General features: G+C 44.4%; 12 protein-coding genes. All 12 read left to right on the forward strand.

Annotated features, from left to right (window positions below; all coding sequences use genetic code 11):
* Positions 1-17 precede the first annotated feature (17 nt).
* The 12 genes from fdx (at position 18) to Q5H80_RS02795 (ending at position 12,712) form a co-directional block, all read left to right on the forward strand.
* Positions 18-356: an ISC system 2Fe-2S type ferredoxin gene (fdx, locus tag Q5H80_RS02740; RefSeq protein ID WP_004735098.1), complete on the forward strand. Its 339-nt coding sequence runs from the start codon at positions 18-20 to the stop codon at positions 354-356.
* Between the two features lie 92 nt (positions 357-448).
* Complete coding sequence (iscX, locus tag Q5H80_RS02745) at positions 449-649, forward strand: Fe-S cluster assembly protein IscX (protein ID WP_004735099.1); 201 nt, start codon at positions 449-451, stop codon at positions 647-649.
* A gap of 206 nt (positions 650-855) precedes the next feature.
* Positions 856-2,151 (forward strand): aminopeptidase PepB, encoded by a 1,296-nt coding sequence (gene pepB, locus Q5H80_RS02750; protein ID WP_009848290.1) that lies wholly within the window; start codon positions 856-858, stop codon positions 2,149-2,151.
* Positions 2,152-2,257: 106 nt separating this feature from the next.
* Positions 2,258-2,692 carry a nucleoside-diphosphate kinase gene (gene ndk, locus Q5H80_RS02755; protein WP_004735101.1) on the forward strand — a complete coding sequence of 145 codons (435 nt, stop codon included), beginning with the start codon at positions 2,258-2,260 and terminating at the stop codon, positions 2,690-2,692.
* 456 nt (positions 2,693-3,148) lie between these two features.
* Positions 3,149-4,291: a bifunctional tRNA (adenosine(37)-C2)-methyltransferase TrmG/ribosomal RNA large subunit methyltransferase RlmN gene (locus Q5H80_RS02760; protein WP_304568524.1), complete on the forward strand. Its 1,143-nt coding sequence runs from the start codon at positions 3,149-3,151 to the stop codon at positions 4,289-4,291.
* A gap of 440 nt (positions 4,292-4,731) precedes the next feature.
* A complete protein-coding gene (rodZ, locus tag Q5H80_RS02765) occupies positions 4,732-5,688 on the forward strand; it encodes a cytoskeleton protein RodZ (protein WP_304568527.1) in 957 nt (318 codons plus the stop codon).
* A 7-nt stretch (positions 5,689-5,695) separates the two neighbouring features.
* Positions 5,696-6,817 (forward strand): flavodoxin-dependent (E)-4-hydroxy-3-methylbut-2-enyl-diphosphate synthase, encoded by a 1,122-nt coding sequence (gene ispG / locus Q5H80_RS02770; RefSeq protein WP_304568530.1) that lies wholly within the window; start codon positions 5,696-5,698, stop codon positions 6,815-6,817.
* A 70-nt stretch (positions 6,818-6,887) separates the two neighbouring features.
* Positions 6,888-8,156 (forward strand): histidine--tRNA ligase, encoded by a 1,269-nt coding sequence (hisS, locus tag Q5H80_RS02775; RefSeq protein WP_304568531.1) that lies wholly within the window; start codon positions 6,888-6,890, stop codon positions 8,154-8,156.
* Positions 8,157-8,232: 76 nt separating this feature from the next.
* Entirely contained in the window at positions 8,233-8,847 is a 615-nt protein-coding gene (locus Q5H80_RS02780) for a YfgM family protein (RefSeq protein WP_102559524.1), read from the forward strand.
* A 10-nt stretch (positions 8,848-8,857) separates the two neighbouring features.
* On the forward strand, positions 8,858-10,018 hold the full coding sequence (bamB, locus tag Q5H80_RS02785) for an outer membrane protein assembly factor BamB (RefSeq protein ID WP_304568532.1): 1,161 nt from the start codon (positions 8,858-8,860) through the stop codon (positions 10,016-10,018).
* 158 nt (positions 10,019-10,176) lie between these two features.
* Positions 10,177-11,658, forward strand: a complete 1,482-nt coding sequence (gene der, locus Q5H80_RS02790; RefSeq protein WP_010440555.1) for a ribosome biogenesis GTPase Der — start codon at positions 10,177-10,179, stop codon at positions 11,656-11,658.
* A gap of 133 nt (positions 11,659-11,791) precedes the next feature.
* Complete coding sequence (locus Q5H80_RS02795; protein ID WP_304568534.1) at positions 11,792-12,712, forward strand: alanyl-tRNA editing protein; 921 nt, start codon at positions 11,792-11,794, stop codon at positions 12,710-12,712.
* Positions 12,713-12,941: the final 229 nt, after the last annotated feature.

Raw genomic sequence — 12,941 nt, forward strand, 5'->3', positions numbered from 1 at the left:
TTAGAGAATAGATAAACATGCCAAAGATTATTGTTTTACCTCACGAAGATCTATGTCCAGAAGGCGCTGTTTTAGAAGCAAAAACTGGTGAGACGGTTCTTGATGTTGCATTGAAGGCCGGTATTGGTATTGAACACGCATGTGAGAAGTCGTGTGCATGTACTACATGTCACGTCGTGATTCGTGAAGGTTTCGACTCATTAGAAGAAAGTGATGACCTAGAAGACGATATGCTTGATAAAGCATGGGGTCTGGAAATGGAATCTCGTCTTGGTTGCCAAGCTAAAGTCGCTGATACTGACCTTGTTGTTGAGATTCCAAAGTACACACTGAACTTAGCTTCTGAGGAGCACTAAGAACTCAGCTCGACTAAACGTGTTAGTGAAACTGGCATAAAATATAAATCATTAAGATGACAAATCGTCGCTGATAAAGATAAGGAAGTGTTATGAGTTTGAAATGGATTGATTCGCGAGATATTGCGATTGAGCTATGTGATTTATACCCTGATACTGATCCTAAAACCGTACGTTTTACGGACTTGCATCAATGGGTGTTAGATCTTGAAGATTTTGATGATGAGCCGAATCACTCGAATGAGAAAATTCTAGAGGCTATTATATTGTGCTGGATGGATGAGATGGATTAATCCTCTTGTCTAATCACTTGGTCGTGGGTTGGTATCAGTCCAATATAAAACGCAGCCAAGTTAACAATTCTTACTAAAAAAAGCGGACCTTATGGTCCGTTTTTTTATCAAAATGACATTTTCCTCCTACATAATGCTAACATCAGTGCGCTAATAAAAAACAATCAGAATCACATACTCAAAGTGGTTCATGACAAGGAGAAATCATGTCTACACAGATGTCAGTATTTTTAAGTCAAGAAGCTGCCCAGCCTCAGTGGGGAGCAAGAGCTATTTTATCGTTCTCAGAAGCGGGAGCGACAATTCACATTGGTGAAGGCCACGATCTAGGCGCGGTTCAACGTGCGGGTCGTACGCTTGACGGACAAGGTATCGCATTGGTTGCACTTAGCGGTAAAGGCTGGGATCTAGAAAGTGTTTGGGCTTTTTACCAAGGCTACCGTGGACCAAAGAAAAAGAATGCATTGGAGTGGGATGCTCTAGCTGAAGCTGATCAAGTTGAATTAGAAGCACGTATCCGCGCGACAGATTGGACTCGTGACATCATCAACAAAACGGCTGAAGAAGTTGCCCCTCGTCAATTAGCGACAATGGCAGCTGAATACATCAAGTCAGTTGCACCTGCAGGCACTGTTAAAGCGAAAATCGTTAAAGACAAAGATCTCCTAACTGAAGGTTGGGAAGGCATCTACGCGGTAGGCCGCGGCTCTGAACGTACTTCAGCAATGCTTCAACTGGACTTCAACCCAACTGGCGATGAAAACGCACCCGTGTTTGCTTGTCTTGTGGGTAAAGGTATCACTTTCGACTCAGGCGGTTACAGCATCAAGCCAGGTCAATTCATGACTGCAATGAAGGCTGACATGGGTGGTGCAGCGACTATTACCGGTGGTTTAGGTCTAGCGATTGAACGCGGCCTGAACAAGCGCATTAAGCTTATCTTATGTTGTGCAGAGAACATGATCTCTGGTCGTGCATTGAAGCTTGGCGATATCATTACTTACAAAAATGGTAAGACGGTCGAGATCATGAATACCGATGCGGAAGGTCGTTTAGTTCTAGCTGATGGCCTGATGTTCGCAAGTGCTCAGAATCCAGAGTTGATCATCGACTGTGCAACGCTAACAGGCGCGGCTAAAAATGCATTAGGTAACGACTACCACGCATTATTGAGCTTTGATGATGAGTTGTCTCATCAAGCCCTAACGGCTGCGAACCAAGAGAAAGAAGGTCTATGGCCATTGCCTCTTGCTGATTTCCACCGTGGTATGTTGCCTTCAAACTTTGCTGATCTTTCAAACATCAGCTCTGGTGATTATACTCCGGGTGCAAGTACCGCTGCTGCGTTCCTGTCTTACTTTGTAGATGACTACAAAAAAGGTTGGATTCACATGGATTGCGCGGGTACTTACCGTAAGTCATCAAGTGATAAGTGGGCGGCAGGCGCAACCGGTATGGGTGTTCGTACACTGGCGCGTCTTCTTATCGACCAAGCAAAATAATAATAAGAGTGAGCGGTATTTCGATACCGCTTATTCATAAACTCAGATCGAATGATCTTAGTAATTTCAGTATTTAATAACAAAAAAATAAAGTGAAGGAATCCCTATGGCTCTAGAAAGAACGTTCTCAATTGTTAAGCCGGATGCAGTTAAGCGTAACCTTGTCGGTGAAATCTACCACCGCATTGAAAAAGCTGGCCTACAGATTATTGCCGCTAAAATGGTTTCTCTTACAGAAGCGCAAGCAAGTGGCTTCTACGCAGAACATGAAGGTAAAGAGTTCTTTGGACCACTTAAAGAGTTCATGACTTCTGGTCCTATCATGGTTCAAGTACTTGAAGGCGAAAACGCGATTGCTCGTTACCGTGAACTAATGGGTAAAACTAATCCAGAGGAAGCGGCATGCGGCACTATCCGTGCTGACTACGCTATCAGCATGCGTTACAACTCAGTACACGGCAGCGACAGCCCAGAGTCTGCAGCTCGCGAAATCGAATTTTTCTTCCCAGAATCTGAAATTTGCCCGCGCCCAGCTGAATAAGCAGACAACAGCAAGTATCAATAAAGGCTTCACTTCGGTGAGGCCTTTTTCATTTCTGATGGATTCAAGCGTTACTCCTGAAATCTACAAGGAACGCGGTTGGGAATCTGAGTGTGTTGTCGGAGATTCCAGATACTTCGTTTCTCGGTTCAGGAATAGACGAACAAGTCGCGTTAGTCGTAAGGCTGCGAAGATAACGAGCGGCGTTAGCAGGAGATCGGAGAAGGCGCGAGTATTCGGTGGTTAAAGCTCGTCACTCCCGAAAGCGACGGAGGAGCGTAATCGGGAATATCGCTTTGAATTGGTCAAACTTAAGCAGGTAAGTTTGACTGTGTGAATTTTAATCACTTAAGTTTGAATGTCTTAATAAACACAAGGTTTTACAGTGCTTGTTGAAGTTGCCTAAAGGCTGTACAATTCGCGCCCTTAATTATTGTTCCGTCATTGAGAGGCATCATGACCACAGCTAAAGTCAATCTACTCGATTTTGATCGTAAAGGTCTTCGTAAATTTTTCACAGAAGAACTGAATGAGAAAGCGTTTCGAGCAGAGCAAGTGATGAAGTGGATTTATCACTTCGGTGTCGATGACTTCGAACAAATGAACAACATCAACAAAAAATTACGCGAGAAACTGCTGCATCGCTGTGAGATTGTTGCACCTATCGTTTCTGAAGCTCAGCACTCTGCGGATGGCACTATTAAATGGGCTATGAGCGTTGGTGACCAAGACGTTGAAACGGTATATATCCCAGATGGTGACCGTGCGACGCTATGTGTATCTTCGCAAGTAGGCTGTGCGCTTGAATGTAAATTCTGCTCTACCGCTCAACAAGGCTTCAACCGTAACCTGAAAGTTTCAGAGATCGTTGGTCAAATTTGGCGTGCTGCACGTGAAATCGGTTTAGAGAAAGAAACGGGTCGTCGTCCAATTACTAACGTCGTAATGATGGGGATGGGTGAGCCTCTGCTTAACATGAAGAACCTGATTCCATCATTAGAGTTGATGCTTGATGATCTCGGCTTCTCACTGTCTAAGCGTCGTGTAACAGTATCAACATCTGGTGTTGTTTCTGGTCTTGATCAGATGACAGACAACATCGATGTAGCTCTGGCGATTTCTCTACACGCACCAAACGATGCACTACGTAGCCAAATCATGCCAATCAACGACCGTTGGGATATCCAAGATTTCCTAGCATCGGTTCGTCGCTACATTGCTTCTTCAAATGCTAACCGCGGTAAAGTAACGGTTGAGTACGTTCTATTGGATCATGTGAATGATGATATGGACCACGCACGTGAACTTGCAGAACTAATGAAAGATACGCCATGTAAGATCAACTTGATTCCATTCAACCCTTACCCAGGTTCGCCATATAAGAAGCCAAGCAATTCTCGTATTGACCGCTTCCAAAAAACGCTGATGGAATACAACTACACAGTAACGGTTCGTAAAACTCGTGGTGATGATATTGATGCCGCATGTGGTCAGTTAGTCGGTGATGTTATTGACAGAACCAAACGTACCAAAATGATCAAAGAAGCCTCAGAAGCGAACTTGATTGCCGGTGGTGTGATTGAAGTAAAAGCGGTATAAACGTAATTTGAACTTAAACAAGCCAGAAGGAATCCTTCTGGCTTGTTGCTTTTCTGGAAGGTGAATTTCCAAGAATTGGATTTTTTCCCACGCTTTCTTACATTTTTCGTTAAATTTTGGACAAAACCATGAGCTAACGGTAAATTTTGTCGAAAGTGTTTTTGCCTTGCAATGGCATTAGCTTATGATTAAATAATCTTAAATTAATTTAAGTGCTCGCTTGTTACCCGATAATCATCAATGTGTCTATTTAGGTTGGCTACTTGATAAACTAGCTTCCTGAGAAAGTCGCTCACCAAGAGTGTGTGGTTTTCTACTTTAAGGGTTGATGAACTGGGTCACAGGAAAAATTCCACACAAGTGGGTTGTTAGATTGAGCTTAAACGACAATAAAAAACGCTCTCGTCGACCTGCGATATTACTTTAGAAGTTCACACTCTATGAACACAGAACACGAAACACAAACAAAAGAAACTGTCGCTCCAGAAATCGAAGCGGGAACGCTGCTTAAAAATAAACGAGAATCTCTTGGTTTAACACAAAAGCAGATTTCTGATCGTTTAAAGCTGCGCGTTACGCTGATCCAACAAATTGAAGAAAACCAATTCGAGTCAGATCAAGTTGCCACCTTTATGCGTGGCTACATTCGTTCATACGCGAAATACATAAATCTTGACGAAAAGGTCGTATTGAGTGCACTCCATCATGCTGGTGACGCTCAACATCAAGAACAAGAAATGTTGAGCTTTTCTCGTAAGACCAAAACCGAGAAGCACAACAGTCGTATTATGCTCCTTACTTGGAGCATTTTTGCGGTAATTGCGGGTATCTCCTCACTGTGGTGGTGGCAGAACCAACAACAAGACACCCTATCTCAATCTTTAGCGAATACTGAAAGCTCAGAAAAGCTAGCTGTAGAAGAATCACTTGCCCCTGAATTTACCTCTTTAGAAGTGATTGAAGCTGAACAAAACGAAGCCGGTACTTCTGTTGCTGAAGGTACAGATGACCTTGCTGCGATAAGCGATGCGGAAGATACTTCTGATGCAGTTACTCCAACTGACGAAACTACTGCACAGCAATCAACAGAGACAGAGCCAACTGCTGAAGTTGCTGCTAATGCAGAAGCTGTTAAAGCAAGCACTGCACCTGAAGCTGTGATTAACGAGCTACTGATGCAGTTCTCTGCTGATTGCTGGATCCAAGTGAAAGATGCTTCGGGCAAAACCTTGTCGACTGGCATCAAAAAAGCAGGTCAGTCGTTAAATCTATCAGGAACTGCGCCATATAAAGTGATTCTAGGTGCGCCAGAAGGCGTATCGATGACATTTGCAAGTGAACCTGTCGACCTTTCTGGGTATACTTCAGGCAAAGTAGCTAGAATAACCTTACCTTAGAGTTAATATGCAACACGAATCTCCTATTATTCGTCGCAAATCAACCCGTATTTATGTGGGTGATGTGCCGATCGGTGATGGTGCACCAATTGCTGTGCAATCCATGACTAACACAAGAACAACAGACGTAGCCGCGACCGTTGCTCAAATTAGAGCTCTGGAAAAAGTTGGCGCTGATATCGTTCGCGTATCTGTACCGACTATGGATGCAGCTGAAGCCTTTAAGCTAATCAAGCAGCAGGTCTCTGTTCCTTTGGTTGCTGATATTCACTTCGACTACCGTATCGCACTTAAAGTGGCGGAATACGGCGTTGACTGTCTGCGTATCAACCCAGGTAACATCGGTAACGAAAGCCGTATCCGCTCAGTTGTTGATTGCGCACGCGATATGAATATTCCGATTCGTATTGGTGTTAACGGTGGTTCTCTTGAGAAAGAGATCCAAGAGAAATACACAGAGCCTACAGCGGAAGCTCTGGTTGAATCTGCAATGCGTCACGTAGACATCCTAGACCGTTTGAACTTTGATCAATTTAAAGTCAGCGTTAAGGCTTCTGATGTATTCCTAGCCGTCGGTTCTTACCGTTTGCTGGCTAAGCAGATTGATCAACCTTTGCACCTTGGTATTACCGAAGCGGGTGGTGCGCGTGCGGGTTCTGTGAAATCAGCGGTAGGTTTAGGTATGCTTCTTTCTGAAGGTATCGGCGATACGCTGCGTATCTCGCTAGCGGCTGATCCTGTTGAAGAGATCAAGGTTGGCTTTGATATTCTTAAATCTTTGCGCATTCGCTCGCGTGGCATCAACTTCATCGCATGCCCGAGCTGTTCTCGTCAAGAGTTCGATGTTATTAACACAGTTAATGCCCTTGAACAGCGCCTAGAAGATGTGATTACTCCAATGGATGTATCTATCATTGGCTGTGTGGTTAACGGCCCTGGTGAAGCTGAAGTGTCTCACTTAGGCTTAGCCGGTAGTGCACGTAAGAGTGCTTTCTACGAAGACGGTAAGCGTCAGAAAGAGCGCTTCGACAACGATGATCTTGTCGACAAACTTGAAGCTAAGATTCGTGCAAAAGCGTCAGTGCTTGATAAAGCAAATCGCATTGATGTAGAAAACTTAGAAGATTAATACAACGCGATGGGGTGTGATTGTCTATTCGCATTAACACCTGGTCGTGAGAAATTATGGAATAAATACTGTGGCTAAAAATATCCAAGCAATTCGAGGCATGAACGACTGCCTTCCAACTCAATCACCATTGTGGCAGAAAGTAGAAAGCGCAGTTAAAAGTGTGGTGAGCGCATACGGTTACAACGAAGTACGTATGCCTATCGTTGAAGAGACGAACCTATTTAGCCGTGCGGTTGGTGAAGAGACTGATGTTGTTTCTAAAGAGATGTACACCTTTGATGACCGTAATGGTGACAGCCTAACGCTGCGTCCAGAAGGTACAGCAGGTTGTGTACGTTCATGTATTCAAAACAGCCTTATCAACCGTGATGAACAGCGCCTATGGTACATGGGGCCAATGTTCCGTCATGAGCGCCCTCAAAAAGGTCGTTACCGTCAATTCCACCAATGTGGTGTTGAAGTGTTTGGTCTAGACGGTCCAGACGTAGACGCTGAACTTATTATGATGACAGCACGTCTATGGCGTGAGCTAGGCATCGATAAACACGTTCGCTTAGAGCTGAACTCAATTGGTTCTCAAGAAGATCGCGTAAGCTACCGCACTGCGTTAGTGGCTTTCCTTGAGCAACACATTGATGTGCTAGATGAAGACTGTAAACGTCGTATGCACACCAACCCTCTACGCGTACTTGATACTAAGAACCCGGATGTTCAAGCTATCTTAGGTGACGCACCTCGACTATCTGAATATTTAGGTGAAGAATCGAAGCAACATTTTGCTGGTTTGTGTGAACTTCTTGACGCTGTTGGTATCGAATACCAAGTTAATGAGCGTCTAGTGCGTGGTCTAGATTACTACAACCGTACCGTATTTGAGTGGATCACTGACAGCCTTGGGGCTCAAGGTACAGTATGTGGCGGTGGCCGTTACGATGGTCTTGTTGAACAACTAGGCGGCAAAGCAACCAATGCGGTTGGCTTCGCTATGGGCCTAGAGCGTCTAGTTCTTATGATGGAAACGCTAGAGCTTACAGAAGTTCGCCGTAGCGTTGACGTATACATGGTTGCTGCTGGCGAAGGTACTATGATCGCGGGCATGCAGTTAGCGAATCAATTACGCGATAACGTTGAAGGCGTACGTGTGATGAGCCACTTCGGTGGTGGTAACTTCAAGAAGCAATTCAAACGAGCTGATAAAGTAGGTGCTGTTGTAGCGCTAGTACTTGGTGAGAACGAAGTTGCTGACAATACAGTTGTGCTAAAAGATTTGGTTGGTGGCGAGCAACAAACCGTGTCTCAAACGGAAGTTGCAGAGAAAGTTGCTGCGTTAATCTAAGCCATTGAGCAAACGCTCATAATGAATATTAACGTCAGCACTATGCTGGCGTTTAAAGAATTAAAGAGGACAGGAAGTGGAACTTTACGATAGCGAAGAGCAACAAGTTGAAGCCATTAAAGATTGGTGGAAAGAGAACGGTAAGGCCGTAATCTTTGGTGCGGTTATTGGTTTAGGAGGCCTATTTGGTTGGCGCTATTACCAAGATTCAGTCGTTGAAGCGCGTGAAGCTGCTTCAGAAAGCTATACCTCTGTAATTTCAGCTCTAGATGCTAAAGGCGTTGATGCTCAATCTGATATTCAAGCTTTCATCGATGCAAATAAAGACGCTGAATACTCTGTTCTTGCTGCTATGCAATTAGCAAAAGCGCAAGTTCAAGCTGGTGACCTTACAGCAGCACTTGAACAACTTGAATGGGCAAAATCGGCAACTAAGGACGCAGCATTAGCGCCACTACTTACTTACCGTGTTGCTCGTATCAAAGCTGAGCAAGGTGAATTTGACGCAGCATTGACTGATCTTGAAGCGATGACTGACGAATCTTGGAAAGGCCGTGTTGCAGAACTACGTGGTGATATCTCACTTCGTAAAGGCGACACAGATGCAGCTTACAGTGCTTACTCTGAAGCTCAACAAGCTGCTGATGCGAGCCAAACGCTTCAAATCAAACTTGACGACCTAGCTAAATAAGGCGCTTTGAATGAAGAAGATGTTTCCAAAAGCGGCGTTGTGTGCGATTGCTCTTGGCCTGCTAGCGGGCTGTGCAAGTGAAGAAGACACCGTAATCATGGCGCCAGTACCAACGGTAAACAGCGAGTTCACACCTAGCCAGGAATGGTCTACGTCGGTTGGTGATGGTGTTGGTCACTACTTTTCAAAACTAACGCCAGAATTGGCTTACGACAAAGTATTTGTTGCAAGCCGTGAAGGTATGGTTAAAGCGCTTGCCCCTGAAACAGGTAAAGAGCTTTGGAAAGTCGATCTTGAGAAAGAAGTACTGGCTCGTTTATCGGGTGGCTTAACGGCAGCTTACGGCAAGGTATTTGTTGGTTCTGAAAATGGCGAAGTGATTGCGCTGGATGAATCAACCGGTGAAGAGCTGTGGCGTGTATCAGTGAATGGTGAGGTGCTTGCATCTCCTGCGACTGAAAGCAACATGGTTATTGTTCATACCAGTCGTGGCATGTTGACCGCGTTAGATCAAGAAAGCGGTGAGCAAAAATGGACCATCAGTACCGAAGTACCAAGCCTAACACTTCGTGGCGATAGCTCGCCTGTTACTGTTTCTGGTGGTGTATTCTGGGGTACGGCAAATGGTCGTTTAGCCGCAGCTATCGTTGATCGTGGTCAGCTTATTTGGCAACAGCCAGTAGGGACGCCAAAAGGCGCAACGGAAATTGATCGTTTGGTTGATGTTGATGCATCACCGGTTGTTCTTGGCGGAACCCTGTATACCGTAGGTATCAATGGTCAGCTGATAGCTATCGATCTTCGTTCTGGTAAGCCCGTTTGGAAACGCAACTACTCGTCAGCGATTGATTTAGCAAGTGATGGTAGCCGTTTATTCGTTGTGACTGACAAAGACCATGTGGTTGCGGTTGATGCGCGTAGTGGTACTGAACTTTGGAGCACTCCATTGTTAGAAAACCGCTTACTAACAGCACCTGCTATTATTAATGGGTATGTAGTTGTTGGTGATACTGAAGGTTATCTGCACTGGTTAGATCGTTCATCGGGTGAGTTTGTTGCTCAACAGTTGGTCGATGATAGCGGCTTTGCGGTTGCGCCAATTGAAATGCCTGAAGGCTACTTAGTGACGACTCGCAATGGCGATGTAAAGAAACTAACGATTAGCCAATAAAAGCGTGATATAATTCACAGTCGGCTCCTGGTTGGTAACAGCTAGGAGCCGTTTTGTTGTTATAAATTAATAGACCGTGTGGTTATAGGTAAGAGTTTAAACTTGCGATCAAGTGCTTACCTATAACTACATTTAGAGAAGAAATTGTAGAGGTTGTTATGGTACCTGTTGTTGCTCTAGTAGGGCGTCCGAACGTAGGTAAATCTACGTTATTTAACCGATTGACTCGAACTCGTGATGCATTGGTTGCGGATTTCCCTGGCTTAACGCGTGACCGTAAATACGGTCATGCTCATTTTAGCGAGCATGACTTTATTGTTATTGACACTGGTGGTATCGATGGTACCGAAGAAGGTGTTGAAACTAAAATGGCTGAACAGTCGCTAGCGGCGATTGATGAAGCTGATGTCGTTCTATTTATGGTAGATGGCCGTGCGGGTCTAACACCTTCAGACGTGGCTATTGCTAAGCACCTTCGTCAATTAGAAAAGCCTTCAATGCTAGTAGTAAACAAGGTTGATGGTATCGACCCTGACGCTGCAAGTGCTGATTTCTGGCAACTAGGCGTAGAAGACATGTACCAAATCGCTGCAGCGCACGGTCGTGGTGTAACAGCGTTGATTGATCTTGCTCTTAACCCGTTCGCAGAAGCGTTAAAAGCTGAGAATGGCGAAGTAAGCGATTTAACTGAATTTGAAGACGAAGAAGAAGAGCAAGTTGATTTTACTGAAGAAGAAGCGGAAGAAGAATTCAAGCGCCTTCAAGATCAACCGATTAAGCTAGCGATCATTGGTCGTCCTAACGTAGGTAAATCAACGCTAACTAACCGTATTCTTGGTGAAGAACGTGTTGTTGTTTACGATATGCCAGGTACCACTCGTGACTCTATCTACATTCCGATGCAGCGTGATGAGCGTGAATATGTTCTGATTGATACTGCAGGTGTTCGTCGTCGTAAAAATATCAACGAAACAGTTGAGAAGTTCTCAGTGGTTAAAACACTGAAAGCGATTGAAGATGCTAACGTTGTATTACTGCTTATCGATGCTCGCGAGAACATCTCAGATCAAGATCTAAGCTTATTAGGCTTTGCATTGAACGCTGGTCGCTCAATTGTTATTGCAGTAAACAAGTGGGATGGCCTAGATAACGACGTTAAAGATCGTGTTAAGAAAGAACTAGACCGTCGTTTAGGTTTCGTTGACTTCGCACGTATTCACTTTATCTCTGCACTTCACGGTACAGGTGTTGGTCACTTGTTTGAGTCAGTTCAAGAAGCTTACAAGTCAGCAACGACTCGTGTAGGTACTTCTGTACTAACTCGTATCATGAAAATGGCGACTGATGATCACCAACCGCCTATGGTTCGTGGCCGTCGTGTGAAACTGAAATACGCGCACGCTGGTGGCTACAACCCACCGATTATCGTTATCCACGGTAACCAAGTACGTAACTTGCCAGATTCATACAAACGATTCTTGATGAACTACTACCGTCGTTCACTAGAAATTATGGGTACACCTATTCGCATTCAATTCCAGAACAGCGAGAACCCATTTGAAGCTAAGACTAATAAGCTGACAATTTCTCAAGAACGTAAACGTAAGCGTATGATGAGCATGGTTAAAGGTCGTAAGTAAACCTTTCCAATAGAATTGATACCCGAGCCTGTCTCGGGTATTTTTTTTTGTAAAATTCACGTTAAGCCATAACAATATGTTTTCGTATCGCTATGGCTTAACGAATCAGACTAGATTCCAAAAGAAGAATGATATGGCCACTAGAGATTTGAATACACCTGAGACATCCATGAAACCAACAATAGTCGTCACACCAACCATCACTCAATTTTGTCATCAAATTTGGCTGCTCAATGCAAAAGCGGTGTACGTTGAATACGACGACAGCAAAACTTACTTGATCACTGACGTGACACCTTTCCACCCAGTGAGTCATATTTGGCCCGATCACCCAGCAGACCGAGGTTTTGTCAGCGTAGGTGGTGAACAGTATATTGTTGAAGATTGCCTTGTTGGTGCAATAGAACAATCTACTGGCAATCTTTATATTGCAGCAGATATCCCTGTTAAGCGTGATACGGAAGGGTGGGCGTTTGTGGTTGTCCACCAACTACCTGTATCAGCTTCTATGATTAACATTGGTGATGAAGTTGAGTTGTCGGTTGATAAAGAGCACCAAGCCAGTTTGAGCCGCGGTCATAGTGCCGGACACATTGCTTTCTTAGCCTTGAATAAAGTATTGGCTGAGAGTTACTGGCGTAAAGATGCAGACAGAAAAGATCCACTCGGCAGCTATGACTTCAATAGCTACGCACAGGTGACTAGCTTTGTGACTCCAGAGTTGTGTACCGATAAGTATCGTTTAGGTAAAACCTTGAAGAAACGCGGTCTGAACGTTGCTGACATGCTAACGAACCTTGATGGCATTGAGGCCGACATCAACCAGATGATTGCAGGCTGGCTTGCTGAATCGACTCTTGTAACGATGAGACTAGAAGGTGAGGCGTTAACAGACTCTCGCTACTGGGAATGGCAGCTAGATGACGTTACTTTAGTGTCTATTCCGTGTGGTGGTACTCACATCGACAATACTTCAGAACTTAAGGCATTGTCGGTTAAGTTAACCCAATTAGACGACCAACATATCGAAATGCAGACGTGTGTATCTCGATGATCTCAACTAAAGATCGAAAATAGATTGTTCTGGGTTTTTGGTTTTACTTACTGCCTTTTGGCTTAATGTGCTGCATGGAATTGAAATGCAGCATATGTAACTTATGCTTTCGGTGTGTGGTGATATAAATATTCTTTTTGGGGTAGATCGCTGATCAAAGTAGATAAAGCAAAAGATCAACCTGTGATCTTCGGTGGTGTGTTGTGGTAATTTAGTGTGTTAATATTGA

The organism is Vibrio sp. SNU_ST1, assembly GCF_030563405.1.
Lineage (GTDB): Bacteria > Pseudomonadota > Gammaproteobacteria > Enterobacterales > Vibrionaceae > Vibrio.

Excerpts from the sequence above, each read along its gene's own strand:
- fdx (WP_004735098.1), top strand. The coding sequence starts at position 18 with ATGCCAAAGATTATTGTTTTACCTCACGAAGATCTATGTCCAGAAGGC.
- iscX (WP_004735099.1), top strand. The coding sequence starts at position 449 with ATGAGTTTGAAATGGATTGATTCGCGAGATATTGCGATTGAGCTATGT.
- pepB (WP_009848290.1), top strand. The coding sequence starts at position 856 with ATGTCTACACAGATGTCAGTATTTTTAAGTCAAGAAGCTGCCCAGCCT.
- ndk (WP_004735101.1), top strand. The coding sequence starts at position 2,258 with ATGGCTCTAGAAAGAACGTTCTCAATTGTTAAGCCGGATGCAGTTAAG.
- Q5H80_RS02760 (WP_304568524.1), top strand. The coding sequence starts at position 3,149 with ATGACCACAGCTAAAGTCAATCTACTCGATTTTGATCGTAAAGGTCTT.
- rodZ (WP_304568527.1), top strand. The coding sequence starts at position 4,732 with ATGAACACAGAACACGAAACACAAACAAAAGAAACTGTCGCTCCAGAA.
- ispG (WP_304568530.1), top strand. The coding sequence starts at position 5,696 with ATGCAACACGAATCTCCTATTATTCGTCGCAAATCAACCCGTATTTAT.
- bamB (WP_304568532.1), top strand. The coding sequence starts at position 8,858 with ATGAAGAAGATGTTTCCAAAAGCGGCGTTGTGTGCGATTGCTCTTGGC.
- der (WP_010440555.1), top strand. The coding sequence starts at position 10,177 with ATGGTACCTGTTGTTGCTCTAGTAGGGCGTCCGAACGTAGGTAAATCT.
- Q5H80_RS02795 (WP_304568534.1), top strand. The coding sequence starts at position 11,792 with ATGGCCACTAGAGATTTGAATACACCTGAGACATCCATGAAACCAACA.